A 17,573-nucleotide genomic window follows, 5' to 3' on the forward strand; every position below is an offset into this window, starting at 1 on the left:
TTCACCCGCTTTCTACGTACACGTTATCCCTTCCATGTTAGCTAAAAGCGCGTCATTTGACAAATTTTTTAGTCCATGTCGGAAGGATTATTGTAACTTCGGATACACTATGCCTATAATGTAGGAAGTTATGCCAAGAAGTGGAGGTATAGACAATGAGTCTAGCAGGATTAAAACTAAAAAACGTACTCTTGATCCTACTCGGATCAGCCATCTTCAGCTTTGGTATTGTCCACTTTAACATGCAGAACAATTTAGCTGAAGGCGGATTTACAGGAATCATTCTCTTACTTAACTACTTATTTGATTGGGACGTCTCCATTACGAACCTTGTATTAAACATCCCCGTGTTTATTGTCGGATGGAAGTTACTTGGACGTAATACGTTAATTTATTCCGTTATCGGCACTTTCGCCGTTTCCGTATTTTTATGGCTCTTCCAACAATATATGATCGATATTCCGTTAGAAGATGATATGACACTTGTCGCCCTATTTGCAGGCGTATTCATCGGAGTTGGTCTAGGGATTATCTTTTATAGTGGCGGAACCACTGGCGGAGTTGACATTATCGCACGGCTCGTACATAAATACGTAGGCTGGAGCATGGGACGAACGATGTTCTTATTTGATGTGTTTGTCATCGGGGCCTCTATTCTTCTCTATTTAAACTTAGTAGAGGGGATGTATACGTTAGTCGCTGTGTTCATTGGAGCACGCGTTATCGATTTCATTCAAGAAGGAGCCTACGCTGCACGTGGAGCAACGATTATCTCGAAAGACAGCAATGCCATTTCAGCTAAGATTATGGAAGAGATGGACCGAGGAGTGACGGTTCTTCAAGGGAAAGGGAGCTTCACCGGAGAATCAAGAGACGTTCTTTACTGTGTAGTTGCGAGAAACGAAATTGTTCGCTTGAAGACCATTGTGGATTCAATCGACCCACATGCGTTCGTAGCTGTGACTACGGTACATGATGTACTAGGAGAAGGTTTCACTTTAGATGAGAACAAAAATCCAATATCAAATTAAAAAAAGTGAGCTCCTAGGAGCTCACTTTTTAATCGTCGCCATTCATTTGTGTAAACAGAAGAACGAATCGAAGTAATTCAAGTAGCGCTACAAGTGCAGCTGCTACATACGTTAACGCTGCAGCGTTTAGAACCTTCTTCGTCTCTTTCTCCTCGTTACTACGGATAATCCCTGAAGATACAAGTTGGTCCATTGCACGGTTTGATGCATCAAACTCTACCGGAAGCGTTACAAGGTTGAATAATACCCCAAACGCCATAAAGATAATACCTAGTAGGTAAAGTTGCATAGCCCCGAGCAGCGCACCACCAATAATAAGGAAAATGGATGCATTTGAACCGATGCTCGCAACAGGAGCGAGCGCTGAACGGAACTTCAAGAATGCATACTCTTGTTGGTCCTGAATTGCGTGACCTACCTCGTGAGCCGCTACAGCTTGACCAGCTGTTGTTGCTCGATGGTAGTTATCTGAAGATAAATTGACAACTTTCGTACGAGGATTATAGTGATCGGACAGTGTGCCGCGAACTTCTCCTACTTGAACATGCTGTAAACCATGGTCGTCCAAAATTTTACGGGCTACTTCAGCACCTGTAAGTCCAGATGAGTTTGCCACTTTTGAATACTTTTTGTATGTGCTTTTGACACGTCCCTGCGCCCACAATGGGATAATCAGAATTAGCGCAAAGTAAATCAAAAACTCCATTGATTCATTCCTCCATCATAATTTGAAATGAAATATCTTATTAAGGTCAATAATAGTCAATATTGTGGAAAAAGTCAACTATTTGGCTCTTTCATCTTCATCTTATCTAGCTTCTCACCTCTATATTTTCTCCAACCGACATAAAACAATGTAAGGATGATAAGAGAAGCAACCGATGTTAGCATCCAATAAAAGCTGACGGTCTCATAGATCGATGAATGAGGTCCCTCAATTTGAGCTAAGTCGTTATACAGCTCATTTAAATACACAACAGCCATTTCCATCTCCACATTAGCCAATGTAGCCATATGATCATCGTGTCGTTTGATTCGTTCGTAATCTCCGTTCGACAATGCCACTTCAAGAGAAGGCAATAGCGCAATGTATAACTCATCAATCGCGGCCAATTGAGCAACTGATGTATCTTCAGTCGTTAGAACTTCATGAATGTCATTCGTAAGTGCTTCTTTCCATACAAGCCAAAGAGGAGCTTCTTCATTCAGCCCTGCATCAACTAGTAAGGTAAGGCGTAATGCTTCCATATATTTTATCCGGTCACTCAACTCATCATCCGCTAATGTTAGTTCCGTTTGAACAATGTAATCGGCAATTTGAAGATTCATGTTGTCCATTACTAACAGCTCATCCTCTACTTCTTGAAGCAAGGCAGCTGCAGTATCATATCTTCCCTCTTCCACGTAGGATAAAAACTTATAAATATCAGCTTCAAACGAAACGTCTGCAGCTGATGTCGGATGTACCTGTATCAGGCTGAGCCATAAAGCTGAAACGACAATCCAACATGATAGTTTTTGCATAAGGCTCCCCTCTCCCCAAAGCTTCTTCTCTCAATGTATGAGGAGAGAGACAAGTATAGAACTTTGTTAATACGTATAGGTTGTCTTAGATTGACGACGAATGGTAAACCAGTAGGCAATACCAAGTGAAAGAATACTTAGCCAGAAGGTAAAATAGCCAATTTCATTCATGGAATCCATTAAACGACCGTAGATAGGCATTTGTTCGAACACATAGTCTATGACATCGTTATGAAGCGTCCAAACTCCCGCGAAGATCAGATGTCTCCATTTTATCTTATAGAATCGAGCGTACAAAATTCCCTCTAACGCCATCGCACCATGCGAGAGGATGAGCATATACCCAGTCGGATGCAAACTCCCCGCTTCCATGAGCGTCAATACATTCATAACAACCGCCCATACCCCGTATTTAAATAAGGTTACAATGGCTAAAGCTTCAACATAAGGCGCATTTCGATTGAACCATATGAAGATCAACGCAATAGTGAAGAACAAGCTCGCAGTTGGGCTATCCGGCACAAAGATATAATAGAGTGCAGGTGTCTGCTGGAGCTGAAAATCATACCACCAATACCCATATAGCGTTCCGAACAAATTAATAATAATTAATAGAAGAATAAACGGTTTTTGACTTAATATGTACTGAATCATTGCACACCCCGCTCAATAAATTGGCATTACAGTAAGTTGTCTTTCTACACGACGTACTTATTTCCATAGTCATATGAAAGAAGCGGACTCCATAGGGAGTCCGCTTCTCATTATACATCATTCTTTCATTTATTCGCTTGCTTTATCTGCAACACTACGGATAAATTCACCAAGTTGTTGCAATTCTTCATCAGAGCCACCGAACATTCCAGCAGGCATCGTTCCAACTCCATTTACAGCAATGTCTTTGATTTCATCAACAGACTTTCCTGTTTCGGTTAATCCCGGGGCGGCTGAACCACCTTCAAGATTCTCACCGTGACATTGTAAACAGTATTGCTCATATACCGCATAACCTTCTTGTTCCTTATCAATTTCAACCGTTTCAACGATTTGGTTGGATTGAGCACGCTCTTCCCAGTTGACGTGAGAACCGGCTTCCCAAGTAAGGAAAGCTGTTACAGCGATTCCTATGAGCATAAGGCTTACGGAAATCGGACGTTTAATCGGACGTCGTTCCGAACCTGTATCTAGAAATGGAGCAATTAGCAATGCTCCAAATGCAAGACCTGGAATGACAATAGAGCCAAGTACAACATAGTCTCCACTCGCGAATTCGTACTTCAAGAACTGGTATAAGAATAGGAAATACCAGTCTGGTAGTGGGATGTAACTCGCGTTTGTAGGGTCAGCTTGATTCTCTAGAGGTGATGGAGCTACTACGGTTAATATCAAAAATCCAATTAGGAAGACAGCTCCCACTAGCCACTCTTTCAATAAGAAGTTTGGCCAGAACGCTTCCGTACGACCTGGATACTCTGAGTAATCCTTTGGTATATTCGGTTTCTTCTCAGCAGTTACACGAGAATCACCGACGAACTTCATTCCTTTACCTCGATGCACAGCATTCCCCTCCTTTACGTATACTGTATCTTACAACGGACCTGAAATACCTTGTTTACGGATCATGACGAAGTGAGCAGCTAACAGAGCAAACAATGCAGCTGGTAGGAAGAAGACGTGAATCGCGAAGAATCGCGTTAACGTTTGAGCTCCTACAATTTCTGGGTCTCCCGCCAACAGTGTTTTAATCTCTGTACCGATAAACGGAGTCGCTTCTGCAATCTCAAGTCCTACTTGTGTAGCAAAGTAGGCTTTGTTATCCCAAGGTAACAGGTATCCTGTAAACCCAAGACCAAGTAAAATAAAGAAGAGCAATACTCCTACAACCCAGTTCAGTTCACGAGGTTTCTTATACGCACCTTGGAAGAACACCCGAAGGGTATGTAGGAACATCATCACAATGACAACACTCGCTCCCCAGTGGTGCATCCCTCGTACAATTTGGCCATAAGCAACTTCTTGTTGAAGATAATAAACAGACTCCCATGCATTCTCAATATCTGGTACATAGTACATCGTTAAGAACATGCCTGAGAGAATTTGAATAACAGTTACGAAAAACGTAAGACCACCGAAGCAATATACAAATGCTGAAAAGTGGTGAGCAGGGTTCACGTGCTCAGGTACTTCGTGGTCAGCGATATCACGCCAAAGCGGTGTAATATCTACTCGTTCATCTACCCAGTCATACAATCTTTGCAACATGACCTAAGCCCCCCCTCTCGGTTTTGCCTTACCTAGAAATAGCGTTCCTTCTCTGACTTCATGCTCAAACACATCTAACGGAGCTGTAGGCGGAGTTCCAGGTACGTTGTCCCCACTCTTCTCATACAGCCCTCCATGGCATGGGCAATAAAACTGGTTCTCGTTTCCTGAGCCTTCCCAGTTTACGACGCACCCAAGGTGTTTACAAATTGGTGAGAGTGCAACAATTTCGTCGTTCTCATCCAAATACACCCACGCTGACTTTGTAACCTCTGACGTGTACCACGCATCTTCTTGCTCGATCGTGAAATCAACACGCTGTGGCTCCTTTGTCAGCTTGTCCTTCGTAATCCCAGCGCTAACAAAATCCCCCTGTTTCTGCGGCTGAAGGACCGGATCAATCGCGAAGCGAACCATTGGTGCAAGCAATCCAGCTGCCATAAATCCCCCTACACCTGTGAGAGTGTAGTTTAAAAACTGGCGACGGGATACTTGTTGTTTTCTTTGGCTCATGGCTTTCCCCCCTCTATCCATAAAATACAACGTTTTACATAAATGGGTTTTAAAAATTTTCACACAGTTTACTAGGACAATCTCATGATAGCGCAATCTTACTATTCGGTCAATAAGTTAATGGAATCGCTTCAATAATCTTCCTACCAATAACTCTCTACTAATTCACTTACTTGCTTCACCTGATTATGTAGCGCTTTCATATCAGACTCACTGCTTGCATTGCCAGCGGGAGCTGTCAACCACACGAGCTCTCCCTTTAATTCTCGTTCGACTTTCTTCCACTTCATATCGTAAGTGAAATAAAGGACGTTCACTAAACCACTTTGATGCATGTGGGCTGTCCAGTCATTCAGTCTTTCCACTTCAATCGCGTCTACGTCTTCCTTATACACATAAGGGTGCGTGAGGAAGACCCGACCCTTGTATTGACTCTCAACCCCTTCGACGAGTTTAGTCAGCAACTGAGACTGAACGGCTCTCTCCGCCATGTCCTCACCTTTAAGCGTAAAGGAGTAGGGCTGCAAAGGAATAATAACAGTGTCAACGTATTCGCTTGCTTCCTTGTACATGGCAATGTCTTCAGATACCCATTTCATCTTATCCCTCCCATTCTTTCATAAATTTAACACAATTATACGTTTCATGACACAACATCTCCTTCGTAAATCACAAAAAAAGCAGTAGCCGCAAATGCAGCTACTGCTTAAGACGTAAACGCCTTTTGATTCTTCTGTAGTTCTCGTAGTTGAATCGTCAATACCTCAAACCGTTCCCGGTCTCCTCTGTCAAGGGCTGAATCAATCTCGTGAAGGAGTTTGTCTGTTTGGAAAGTACTAATCGACCGTTCCAGGAATTGCTCTGCCATCTGAGAGTCCCGTTCTGTGATGTAATAATCCTTTGGAACGTATGGATTTTCCTCTAATACAGAAGCAAACTTAGCGTTTTGGTGCACGTTCTTAAAACGAATTTGAATATAAATGGCTTCTGAGCGATTTAGGCGAATGTCGTGAAACGCCTTTTCAGCATCCGTCGTCATGACTTCACTCTTGTAAAAGCGAAATGGGATATCTTCCACACACTGGGTTGCAATAATCATCCCTCTCGGGCAAAAGCGTGCCTCTTCCACGAAATGAACATGTTCCATCAACGTGTCATGATTAATAAGATAATTTAAAATCCATACACTCTCTCTTCGTTTCAACTGATAATGGTTCAAAAACCAACGCACAAATTCTTTCTTGTCCTCCACTGATACAGGGATTTGCATAATAGCCCTCCTTAATAAGGGAGAAAGAATTACCCTTCTTCATTTGAGTTAAGACGAGAAACAAACGATTGGATTTCGACATCCATCGGCTCAATGGTAAGGTAGCGGCCAAGTACTTCAGCTGCCTGTTGCACCCTTCCCTCTTCGACGAGAAAATACCCATACTCTTTTAGGAAGTCAGCGTCATCTTTAAAGGAATTATATGCGTCATCATAGTGATTTAATGCTTCTTTATAATTTTCTAATTCACTCTCTGCTAGCGCAAGCTCCCATTTGTAGATTGGGTCGTCCTCTCCCATTTCAATCACATGGTCAAGCAAGTCCTTCACAGCTTCATAATCGCCATCTTCTTTGTAACGATCCACAAGATAAAGCACAGCTTCCTTGTAGCCTGGGTCAAGTGTGATTGCATTTCGAACGAGTCGATAACCTTCCTGTGTGTCTCCGAGACGAAGTGCTTGTTGCCCTGCCATATGGTAGAGCTCTTTATTGTATTCGTCCTTCGCGATTCCTTCTTTCGCTGTAGCGAAGGCATCTTCCATCATTCCTTCAGTCTCAAGTGCTTCAGACAATAGCGGATAGACGGATTGATAGAATGGGTCCTCATCAACAAGCTTCTTCCACACTCGAATGGCAATATCCAAGCGATTTGCCTGGTAAGCGGTGAAGCCATAACGGAATAGAATGTCAGGAGAATGCTCATCAGTCGCTTGGAAGTAGTCAAGCGCCTGATCGAAGTCACCTTGAGTGGCATAAGCTTCCGCAAGTCTAAGAGGAATTTGCGCCTCACCAACATTGTCCTTCCGTCTAAGCGCTTTCTCGTAATAAGGAATACTCTTCTGGTAGTCTCCTGTTGAGAAGGCAAGTTCACCAAGCGCGAAGTCGATTACAGGCTCAGATGGTTCATATTGCTTTGCTGTTAGAAGCTTCTGTTCAGCAACTTCAAATAAACCTTGTGTTTGGTACAAGTCTGCAAGCTGAACAAGGGCTGTGACATATTGTTCATCGTCCTCAGGAATGGTGTTCAATAAGTCCATAGCGCGTTCATCGTCTTCTTCATCAATTGCAATCTCCGCTAAGGTTAACGTTAGTTCATGTTCGTCTGGATATTGTTGTTTAAGTTCATTTAGTAAGTCTCTTGCTTCATCACGAAGACCGAACTGCATGAATACTTCGGCAATCGTATATTTTTCTTCATCTCCTGCTGTAGATAATTCGCTACGTAGACGGTCAATTCCTTCTTCCGAGCGACCAGCATTTAATAGTTGAATGGCTTGTTCAATTCCGTGCATAGTTCCATCCTTTCATCTATACGAGAAGTGACTGGGGATTGAGATAGTTTTGTATTTTCCTTCTGGCTCTTTATGGAGCACAGACGTTGTCACTCTTAACAGTTTACCACGTAACACTGTAACACATGGAATAGCTTTATGATAAGATATTTGATTGTGGTCTTCAACAAAGCTTTGCTCAACTTCTGTATATAAATTATAATCAGCATCACTAAGAGGAGAAAATGTACCTTTATAAGGGGCAATCCCCGTTGCTTTCAAGTTGTTTAAGGTTAAGGGATAAGGATTGATTGGGTCTGGTAATGTAGAAACATGCTTGTCCTCGCAATAGTTCTTCCATTTCTTATACTCATGGTCATCAAACGACGGGGGGAATAAAGGGACAAGTGGTATGGGGTTTGAACCTTGTGCCTCTCTCAGCCACTCTATCGGTTGATTACGAAACTCTTCAAGAGAACCCGCTTCGACCGCTATAAATGGCAGACGTTGGCGTTTGAAATAGCGTATGGCATCTGATGTTAGGTGACGAAGTTGTATACGAGGAAACACCATAACATCGATTGGGAGATTGAGCAGTCGCTCTTTAAAGGATGTAAACGCTCGTATAAACCCCCGCTTTGATTCTACTCTAAACCCTATTAACAATAATGTGCTTCCTCTTAACAAGAACCGTTGAAACAGAGATTCCCAGTCTTCCGTATCGTTGAAGGGAAATTCAACATCTGCATACACCTTACCTGGAGTTACATAGAAACCATGAAGGGACATTCCCAGTCGTCGATTATAGACACGGGAATGCCCCTTCCATTTACCTTTATTTACTTCTAATTGGATTGACTGAAAGCCCTTCTCTGTCAGTACACGGTCCCCATACACATAGTTCGCCCCCATAAACCCGTCCCCTTTCAATCCTTTTGTACAAGGTATGAACGAGAGGAGGGAGCTATGCTAGTTTGTTAAGGATTCAAGATCGTTAAAGAAGGTAGGGAAGGAAACGTCAATGACCTCAGGATTCTGTATATGTACAGGATCTTCCGTTAGTAAGGAAGCCATGGCAATCATCATCCCCATACGATGGTCATGATACGTCTCGAAGGTTCCTCCTTTAAGAGGTTCTTCACTCCCATTAATGACCATCCCATCAGAGGTTCCTTTGATGTGGACACCCATTTTACTTAAGGTTTGAACGACCGCTTCAATTCGGTCTGTTTCTTTCCACCTTAGTTCTTCGGCATCCTTAATTACGGTTTCACCTTCTGCTTGTGAAGCTAATAACGCGATAATGGGAAGCTCGTCGATAAGCGCTGGAATATCGTCCCCGCCTATTGTCACTGCTTTAAGGCGGCTTCCTTTAATCTGGATATCTCCGATCGCTTCATCACCAATGTATCTTGTCGTCGTGACGTTAATTGAGGCGCCCATTCTTTCTAATACGTCAACAATGCCCGTTCTCGTTGGATTTAACCCAACGTCACGAATTGTGAGGTCACTACCATCCGTCATCGCTGCACCTACTAAGAAAAAGGCTGCTGAAGAAATGTCACCAGGCACTTCAAGTTTCGTGCCACTCATTTCTTGGTTACCCACAACAGAAATGTCATTGCCTTCTCGGTTCACCTCAACCCCAAACGCTTTAAGCATACGCTCTGTATGGTCACGGGTTGGTACAGGTTCGACGACTGTGGTCGTCCCTTTCGTAAATAATCCGGCTAATAGAATGCTTGATTTCACTTGCGCACTGTTGACTGGCAACGTATAAGTCATCGGGGTCAGCTGTCCTCCACGTATGCTCAGTGGAAGTTTATCACCGTGATCACGTCCATCAATCCTAGCACCCATTTCCCTAAGTGGAACGGTTACACGATTCATTGGACGTTTCGTTAATGATGCATCTCCATAAAGGACCACATGATGAGGAAGACCAGCAAGAATTCCTAATAATAGTCGAGTTGTCGTACCTGAATTCCCAAGGTCAATTGGGTGTTTAGGTTCGACCAATTCATGGAATCCTCCACTTTCGATTGTTACATCTTGGCCTTCAACCGCTATATCTACACCTAAAGCTCTGAAAGCCTCGATTGTGGACAAGCAATCAGCGCCCGTTAGAAAGTTCGAAATGGTCGTTGTCCCTTTCGCTAGCGCACCTAACATAACTGAACGATGAGAGATAGACTTGTCACCTGGAACACGCACTTCCCCTGTTAACGTTCCATTGTGTAATTGTACTGTTTTCATGGCATCATCGCCCTCCTGTTAAGATTGAATGGTTGCTTCATACCCATTTTCTTCTAGTAATGATTTCGCGGAGGTCTGATCCACCTGCTTCTGGAAGCTAAGTCTTAACACTCCAGTGATACCCTCTCGAATTTCTAGAATTTCAATGTTCACTACACTAAGTTCTCGAGAAGCAAGAACACTCGTTACATGAGAAATGGCACCTGGTTGGTCTTCAATGTCAACGAACACATCATAGAAGGATGGAAGAGCGCCACGTTTCTCCACAGGTAGTCCATCTCGATAATTTCTTGCATCATCAAGGTATTGTTCGAGTGTCGAACGTTGCTCAGCTTCAAGCATCCCTTTCACCATGCCCATTTCATCGATCCAATCTTGCAATAAAGCAAGAATTGTGTCTTTATTTTGGAACAAGATGTCCTTCCACATCGTAGGATGACTAGATGCTATCCGAGTGATGTCTCGAAATCCACCTGCAGCCAATTCGTGCATGAACGGGTACGTCTCTTGCCAGTTTCTAGCTTGATGAACGAGTGATGAAGCAATTAAATGCGGAAAGTGAGAAATAACTCCTGTCATATGGTCATGAGCTAATTCATCCACTTCTACAAAGCGACTCTTCGTATGAGAGAGAAGTTGCTTTAACTGAACAAGGTCATCATGCGTACACTTCTCATTCGTCACAAGGAGATAAAAGGCATTTTCAAATAAATGAGCCTTCGCTGCTTTGACCCCATTCTTATGAGACCCAGCCATAGGATGACCGCCAACAAAGGCAAGTTGAGGATTCGTGAGTTGCTCAGCCACTTCCATAATTGGCTTCTTAACTGAACCGACATCCGTAATGAGCGTACGCTTCGTTAACACCATATCATCTATGATTTGAAGGTATTGAATGGTAATCGGGATTGGCGTACCAAATAACACGACATCTGCCTCATGTACCCCTTGCTCAAAACTTTCTGCCGCAACATCAATCACGTTGTGTTCGAGGGCATATTGAAGTGAAGCAGGATTCTCATCCCACCCCACTACATGCGCCTCTTTTCGTAAATTCATGGAGAGTGAGCCGCCGATTAAACCTAAACCGACGACCAATACTGTAGGCGACGTCATTTCTCCGGCACCACTTCTGTAAGTTTCTCTTCCATTGCCTTCGTAAGTCCTTCCACTTCTTCCTCAGAGCCAATCGTAATTCGGACAGAATTTGGGATACCAAGCGCTTCACCAGAACGTACAATGTAGCCGTTCTTTAAGAGATGCTCAACCATTTCGTCTCCTGTCATCGGCAAGTGAACCAATAAGAAATTCGTTTCAGATGGGAAATAGCTTAACTCATGCTGATCGCAAAACGCTTGAAGACGTTCTTTATTTTCAATGTTACGTCGCACCGCTTCTTGAATGAAAGGTTGATCTTCAAGCGCCGCAATGGCTCCTTTCTGAGCGAACACAGATGTGTTAAATGGCTCACGTGCAGGTTCAATCTGTTCAATTAATGACTCATTAGAAATGCCGTATCCGACACGAAGCGCAGCAAGTCCATAGGCCTTAGAGAACGTGCGCGTAATCATAAGGTTTGAGTACGTGTCGAGAGCACTAAACGCATCAGCGAAATCATCGCTCGTAACATATTCAACATAAGCTTCATCCACAACGACTAGTGTATGTGAAGGAACAGCTTTCATGAATTGTTCGAAAGATTCCTGACGGATAATGTTACCTGTCGGGTTATTTGGGTTACACAACCATACAACACGCGTCTGTTCATCAATTTGAGAAAGCATTTCATCAAGGTCGTGGTCACCGTCCACGAGCTCAACCTCACGTACCTCCGCTCCTTCAATCAACGCATTATGACGGTATTGAGGGAAGGTTGGCGTAGCCATAACCGTATTTGTTCCTGCTTCAAGAAAGGTTCGGCAGATCAGTTGAACAATCTCATCAGAACCATTACCGAAGATGAGCTGACGTTCTGATACATCGAGTTTCCGTGAAAGCGTACGTCTTAGTTCACGTGCGTAGCCATCAGGATATTTCTCAAGTGATGACACGCTATCTTCTAACACATGTTTCACGTGCGGAGAAAAACCGTATGGATTTTCATTTGAGGCGAGTTTAACAATCTTCTCAAGTCCATACATTTCTTTTACTTCTTCAATTGTTTTCCCTGGTACATAAGGGGATAGCTCTTTTAAGATATCCTTTGTTTGCATAGGTTTTTCCTCCTCTTACTCTTTAACTAAGTCTGGTCGTAGCTTTACAGCTTCTTCAAAATAGACATGCTGAACTTCTTGTTGTGGTACCGATGTATTCACATGCATCATCACCCGAATACACCGTTCTAGTCCACCTTCTATTTCTAATTCTTGCATACACATAATCGGAACAAAAGTAAAGCCTTCTATTTGCCTTAATGCTTTAGCTGGGAAAGCTGTCTTCATGTCATTCGTTGCAGAGATAAAGATGGAAGCCACTTGGTCTGCTTCGAGTTGGTTGACTTCGATTATCTTCCTTAGCAACGTTTCTGTATTAGTCAGTATTTCTTGACAATCGTCAACGGAGACGGTGGTCGCTCCTCTAATTCCACGAATCATCTGCTCACCCCTGTTCGGTTACTTGTAGAAACACCTCTCGAATGAGGTCTTCCTCAACGGGAACAAGCGCTGGTTCGCCTACTTCTTTCAGCAGCACCATGCGAATGCTCCCATGTTCATTCTTCTTATCTCGTCTCATCCATGGAAGCAAGACATCAATTGAATACTCTTTCAACTTATGAAGCGGGTAGTTGTACGTGTGTAACCAATTTGTATAAGAGTCAAGAGGGAGCTTACTCCCATACACCCGCTCACTTAAATGAAGGGCGAAGTAGATTCCTAGAGCAACCGCTTCTCCATGAGTGATCTCTCCATATCCTGCTTCTCCTTCAATTGCGTGGCCTAGTGTATGTCCTAGATTCAGATAACTTCTTACCCCATTTTCCCGTTCATCTTCTTTGACGATTTTAGACTTCACCGCTACACCGCGGTAAAGTAGATGGGTTAAAAGATGACCATCAAACGATTGAAACGGAGTCTGATGGGTGACGAGTTGTTCGTAAAGTTGTCCGTCTGCAAGCAATCCATGCTTGATTACTTCAGCCATTCCTGAGCGCCACTCTTGTTCTGGCAAGCTCCAGAGTGTATCCGTATCATACAATACAGCTACTGGTTGATGAAATGCACCAATCATATTCTTCCCTTGTTCATGGTTGATAGCAACCTTTCCACCAACGCTACTATCATGAGCAAGGATGGTAGTTGGAACTTGAACATAATCAATGCCCCTCATGTAAGTCGAGGCTACAAAGCCTGCTAAGTCTCCTATCATCCCGCCACCTAGGGCTACGAGTAAAGATTTGCGGTCTAAGTTCTCTTCCAATGCTGCCGTATGGCACCGGTAGAATTGCTCCATACTTTTGGATGATTCGCCAGATGGTACTACGCAAGAGGCAACTTGAACTCCTTCTCCCTCAAGACCTGACTGTACGTCGTCCAAATAAAGCTTAGCAACTACATCGTCTGTAACAATAAGGATGTTTGAATACGCACGAGGTAAAAACTCTTTAATCCGCTTTCTGATACCTGATTGAAACTGTACTTCGTACGACGTTTCGTTCGTATCTACTCGTAATGTGTTCATATTAAAATTCCTTAATTTCTTCTCGGTATTGGTCTAACGCTTCTTTCAGCTTACTAAATTGGTCGTGAGGAAACTGTTCAAGGACAGCATTTGCAATTTCCCAAGCGACAACGTGCTCCATCACAACCGCCGCAGCAGGTACAGCACACGCATCAGAACGTTCAATACTAGCTTGGAACGGCTCTTTTGTCTCGATATCTACACTCTGTAGTGGTTTATAAAGAGTCGGGATTGGCTTCATAACACCTTTCACGATGATCGGCATTCCTGTCGTCATGCCACCTTCAAATCCGCCTAGGTTGTTCGTTTTACGGTAGTAGCCCTGTTGTTCATCCCAAGCAATTTCATCATGAACTTTGCTCCCGTTACGATTTGCTGCTTCAAAGCCTATACCAAATTCTACGCCTTTGAACGCATTAATACTCATAACGCCACCAGCAACTCGACTGTCTAGTTTACGATCATAATGAACATATGAACCAATTCCAGCTGGCATTCCTTCAACCATCACTTCAACAACGCCACCGATGGAATCTCCATTTGCTTTCGCTTCGTCGATTTGAGACATCATTTTCTCCCCAGCTTCATCGTCAAGCGTACGCACAGGTGATGCTTCAGAACGGTCTCGGCGCTCTTCGAAGGATAGCTCAGGTTGCTCTTTCGCGACTACACCGCCGATATTCTGAACATAACCAATGATGTTAATGCCTAGTGAGGCAAGTAATTTCTTAGCAACAGCTCCAGCTGCAACTCGCGCGCCCGTTTCCCTTGCGGATGAACGCTCTAATACATTTCGCATATCACGGTGCCCATATTTAATGGCTCCGTTTAAATCAGCGTGACCAGGTCGAGGGCGACTAATCGTACGTTTCACTTTCTCGCCATCATCAATAGGGTCCTCGCCCATAATATTTCTCCAATGTGTGAAATCGTCATTCTTTAAGACGAGTGATACTGGTGATCCTAATGTATATCCGTGTCGGACACCGCCTACGATTTCGATTAAATCCTTCTCGATTTGCATGCGACGTCCACGTCCATATCCGCCTTGGCGACGAAGAAGGGACTCGTCAATGTCCTCTGTTAATAGAGGCATGTTGGAAGGAAGACCTTCAATGATTGTTGTCAGTTGTTTACCATGGGATTCTCCCGCTGTTAAATAGCGCATCTTCATTCCTCCAAATTTCATTTATGTAATGAATTTTCGTATAACTATACCATATCGTAAGGAATTTGTGGTGTGAAACATTAAGAAATTATAAATATTTGTGAAGAAAGATACCGCTCGTAAACGGTATCATTCGTATTCTATCAACTTCTGGATTTTTTATAGAAAAATGTATCTAGGACGTCAAAATGATAGTATTGGGGATTGAAAATTTGCTCCGTACTACCAACAAAAAGTACCCCGTCTTCATTTAGCGATTGGTGAAATTGGCGATACACTTGCTCTTTCGCTTCTTCAGTAAAATAAATTAATACATTTCTACATACAATTAAGTCCATTTGTTTCGGATAAGGGTCAGCTAATAGGTTATGCTTCTTAAATGTGACTTTAGACTTAATCTCTTCCGAAATATGATAGAAGTCTCCCTCTTTCGTGAAATACTTCTTCTTCCATGCATCTGGTACTTCTTGTAAGGAGCGAGCCGCATAGACACCCTTCTTCGCTTTCCCCATCGCCACCTCATCAAGGTCTGTGGCCATTACTTTAATCGATTTGTGCGGAAAGAGCTCAGATAGAATAATTGCCAATGTGTAAGGTTCCTCACCTGTAGAGCATGCTGCACTCCACACTTTAATTGCAGACCTTCCACTCACAATATTTGGAAGAATTGTTTCTCGGAGCACATCCCAACGCTTCCCATTTCTAAAGAATTCGGATACATTAATCGTCATCCGATCAAGAAATTCAAAGTAAAGTTGTCGGTCATTAGACATTGCATTCAAGTAGGAGACAAAGCTCGAATAACCACGTTTATCTCGCAGAGTTGTTAAGCGTCGTTTCATTTGTGCTTCTTTATAAAGACTTAAGTCTATGCCTGATTTTTGTTTCATCTTCTGAACAAATAACTGGTAATCTTCCTGCACAACCACATCTCTCTCCTGTCCAACCTAAATAGTAGAAAAGCCATCTATATCGTAATGGAAGGAAGGGTACTTGTAAAGGTTGGAAAGACTCATCAGTCATAAATAAAAGGCCTTGCTGTAAAGAGCAAGACCTTTCCTCATCCCATCATGTTACGATTAATAGACCCAAGCGTGGTCATGTTTTTCATAGGTTTGTAGCTCTTCTTCGCCGAAGAATAAACCTATTTCTCGTTGTGCGCTTTCTTTGGAATCTGAGCCATGAATGACGTTCTTCTCAACCGTTAGGCCGTAATCGCCTCTGACAGTACCAAGTGGTGCTTCAGAAGGGTTTGTCTTACCAAGCATTTGACGCGCAGTCGAAATGACATTGTCCCCTTCCCATACCATCGCAAACACAGGACCAGAAGTGATAAAGTCTACCAATTCTCCAAAGAACGGCTTTTCCTTATGTTCTTGATAGTGTTCACTTGCAAGTTGTTCTGATACCGTCATAAGCTTACCACCGACAAGTTTGAACCCTTTACGTTCAAAGCGAGCGACGATGTCTCCGATTAAATTACGTTGCACCCCATCGGGTTTGACCATTAGAAAAGTCTTTTCCATTTACAGCACCCCTTATTCCAACGTATGTAGTGAAAACGCTTTAACATATCACCGATTAAAGTTTAACAAACTTTGGAACAAGTGGCAATCCTCATTATGACCTTCTTTTTCCAATATATTTAGCGATTCTTTCAAAGGCTTGCTTCGCTTTTGATTGCGGCAGCATTGCTACATTGTCGAATGCCTTTTGAAGGTACCTGTCACTCGTAGCTAACGCTTCCTGAATGGCGCCTGTTTCTTTAATCCATTGGATCACATCGTCCATTTGAGCTTTCGTTACGTCTTCAGGGATGGCGAATAAGGTCTCTAAATGTTTCTTTAATTTCTCGTCTTTCTCCATCGCATACAGAACGGGGAGTGTAATATTTCCTTGAAGAAGGTCACTGCCTGCTGGCTTCCCAAGCTCTTCTTCTGTTGACGTTAAGTCTAATACGTCGTCAATAATTTGATAAGACATCCCCACGTTGTATCCATATCGATATAACGCTTTCTCATGCTTAACAGATACATTTCCAGCGACCGCACCAAGCTGGCAACTTGCAGCAATTAAGAGTGCTGTCTTACGTTTAATCCTTCTAAGATAGGTGCGAACGTTCTGGTTCCAGTCAAATTTGTCCTTAAACTGTTCGAACTCACCAAGACAAAGCTCCACAATTGTCTTTGACAAAATTTGATGAACGTGCGCGTTATCAAGAGAAGACAGACATTCAATGGCACGGGCAAATATGTAATCCCCCGCATACATAGCCGTCTTGTTGTCCCATTTAGCCTTAATGGTTGGTTGACCTCTTCTTAGTTCCGCTTCATCAATGACATCATCGTGAACAAGAGAAGCCATATGAATTAGCTCAAGCGAAACGGCGACAGCTGTCATCCGGTCTAGGTTGTAGTCGCCAAACTTCCCGGATAATAGAACAAAAACAGGACGAATGCGTTTTCCTCCTGCTCTCAACAGCTGAGTTGAAGCTTCCCTCAAGACAGGGTGGTCAGCTTGAATCGTTTCATTCAATGACTTTTCAATTTTATCTATATCTTGGTTTAAAAACGGATAGATACTAGCTAATTTCATTGCAG

The 17,573-nt window shown here is 43.0% G+C and carries 20 protein-coding genes; 1 reads left to right on the top strand and 19 read right to left on the bottom strand.

Features of this window, described 5'->3' with window-relative positions; all coding sequences use genetic code 11:
* The first annotated feature begins 155 nt into the window (after positions 1–155).
* A complete protein-coding gene (locus H513_RS0103685; protein ID WP_026799498.1) occupies positions 156–1,031 on the top strand; it encodes a YitT family protein in 876 nt (291 codons plus the stop codon).
* A 28-nt stretch (positions 1,032–1,059) separates the two neighbouring features.
* On the opposite strand, the gene H513_RS0103690 is transcribed toward H513_RS0103685, so the two are convergent.
* From H513_RS0103690 to hepT, 19 genes are all read right to left on the bottom strand, one after another.
* Positions 1,060–1,737, bottom strand: a complete 678-nt coding sequence (locus tag H513_RS0103690) for a zinc metallopeptidase (protein ID WP_026799499.1) — start codon at positions 1,735–1,737, stop codon at positions 1,060–1,062.
* A gap of 74 nt (positions 1,738–1,811) precedes the next feature.
* Entirely contained in the window at positions 1,812–2,555 is a 744-nt protein-coding gene (locus H513_RS0103695) for a sporulation protein YpjB (RefSeq protein ID WP_026799500.1), read from the bottom strand.
* Positions 2,556–2,621: 66 nt separating this feature from the next.
* On the bottom strand, positions 2,622–3,209 hold the full coding sequence (gene lhaT, locus H513_RS0103700) for a lipoprotein heptaprenylglyceryl N-acetyltransferase LhaT (protein ID WP_026799501.1): 588 nt from the start codon (positions 3,207–3,209) through the stop codon (positions 2,622–2,624).
* 129 nt (positions 3,210–3,338) lie between these two features.
* Complete coding sequence (locus H513_RS0103705) at positions 3,339–4,112, bottom strand: menaquinol-cytochrome c reductase cytochrome b/c subunit (protein WP_026799502.1); 774 nt, start codon at positions 4,110–4,112, stop codon at positions 3,339–3,341.
* A 30-nt stretch (positions 4,113–4,142) separates the two neighbouring features.
* A complete protein-coding gene (gene qcrB / locus H513_RS0103710) occupies positions 4,143–4,817 on the bottom strand; it encodes a menaquinol-cytochrome c reductase cytochrome b subunit (RefSeq protein ID WP_026799503.1) in 675 nt (224 codons plus the stop codon).
* Between the two features lie 3 nt (positions 4,818–4,820).
* The gene (locus H513_RS0103715; RefSeq protein ID WP_026799504.1) at positions 4,821–5,330 is read right to left on the bottom strand and encodes a Rieske (2Fe-2S) protein; all 510 of its coding nucleotides are present in this window, start codon (positions 5,328–5,330) and stop codon (positions 4,821–4,823) included.
* Between the two features lie 143 nt (positions 5,331–5,473).
* A complete protein-coding gene (locus H513_RS0103720) occupies positions 5,474–5,929 on the bottom strand; it encodes a DUF2487 family protein (protein WP_026799505.1) in 456 nt (151 codons plus the stop codon).
* Positions 5,930–6,036: 107 nt separating this feature from the next.
* Entirely contained in the window at positions 6,037–6,600 is a 564-nt protein-coding gene (locus H513_RS0103725; protein ID WP_026799506.1) for a ReoY family proteolytic degradation factor, read from the bottom strand.
* Between the two features lie 29 nt (positions 6,601–6,629).
* On the bottom strand, positions 6,630–7,892 hold the full coding sequence (locus H513_RS0103730; protein WP_026799507.1) for a tetratricopeptide repeat protein: 1,263 nt from the start codon (positions 7,890–7,892) through the stop codon (positions 6,630–6,632).
* Positions 7,893–7,904: 12 nt separating this feature from the next.
* Positions 7,905–8,783 carry a hypothetical protein gene (locus H513_RS0103735; RefSeq protein WP_026799508.1) on the bottom strand — a complete coding sequence of 293 codons (879 nt, stop codon included), beginning with the start codon at positions 8,781–8,783 and terminating at the stop codon, positions 7,905–7,907.
* Positions 8,784–8,840: 57 nt separating this feature from the next.
* A complete protein-coding gene (gene aroA / locus H513_RS0103740; RefSeq protein WP_026799509.1) occupies positions 8,841–10,127 on the bottom strand; it encodes a 3-phosphoshikimate 1-carboxyvinyltransferase in 1,287 nt (428 codons plus the stop codon).
* Positions 10,128–10,145: 18 nt separating this feature from the next.
* The gene (locus tag H513_RS0103745) at positions 10,146–11,243 is read right to left on the bottom strand and encodes a prephenate dehydrogenase (protein WP_026799510.1); all 1,098 of its coding nucleotides are present in this window, start codon (positions 11,241–11,243) and stop codon (positions 10,146–10,148) included.
* On the bottom strand, positions 11,240–12,340 hold the full coding sequence (gene hisC / locus H513_RS0103750; RefSeq protein WP_026799511.1) for a histidinol-phosphate transaminase: 1,101 nt from the start codon (positions 12,338–12,340) through the stop codon (positions 11,240–11,242). Before hisC ends, H513_RS0103745 begins: the two co-directional genes overlap by 4 nt.
* A gap of 15 nt (positions 12,341–12,355) precedes the next feature.
* Entirely contained in the window at positions 12,356–12,721 is a 366-nt protein-coding gene (gene aroH / locus H513_RS0103755; RefSeq protein ID WP_026799512.1) for a chorismate mutase, read from the bottom strand.
* Between the two features lie 4 nt (positions 12,722–12,725).
* The gene (aroB, locus tag H513_RS0103760; protein ID WP_026799513.1) at positions 12,726–13,805 is read right to left on the bottom strand and encodes a 3-dehydroquinate synthase; all 1,080 of its coding nucleotides are present in this window, start codon (positions 13,803–13,805) and stop codon (positions 12,726–12,728) included.
* A 1-nt stretch (position 13,806) separates the two neighbouring features.
* Positions 13,807–14,973, bottom strand: coding sequence for a chorismate synthase (gene aroC, locus H513_RS0103765; RefSeq protein WP_026799514.1), 1,167 nt, complete (start codon positions 14,971–14,973; stop codon positions 13,807–13,809).
* Between the two features lie 143 nt (positions 14,974–15,116).
* Entirely contained in the window at positions 15,117–15,896 is a 780-nt protein-coding gene (locus H513_RS0103770; protein WP_026799515.1) for a CheR family methyltransferase, read from the bottom strand.
* Positions 15,897–16,052: 156 nt separating this feature from the next.
* Entirely contained in the window at positions 16,053–16,499 is a 447-nt protein-coding gene (gene ndk / locus H513_RS0103775) for a nucleoside-diphosphate kinase (protein WP_026799516.1), read from the bottom strand.
* Positions 16,500–16,593: 94 nt separating this feature from the next.
* Complete coding sequence (gene hepT / locus H513_RS0103780) at positions 16,594–17,568, bottom strand: heptaprenyl diphosphate synthase component II (protein WP_026799517.1); 975 nt, start codon at positions 17,566–17,568, stop codon at positions 16,594–16,596.
* Positions 17,569–17,573 lie beyond the last annotated feature (5 nt).

Origin of the sequence: Pontibacillus halophilus JSM 076056 = DSM 19796 (assembly GCF_000425205.1) — a bacterium.
GTDB classification, from domain to species: Bacteria; Bacillota; Bacilli; order Bacillales; family BH030062; genus Pontibacillus_A; species Pontibacillus_A halophilus.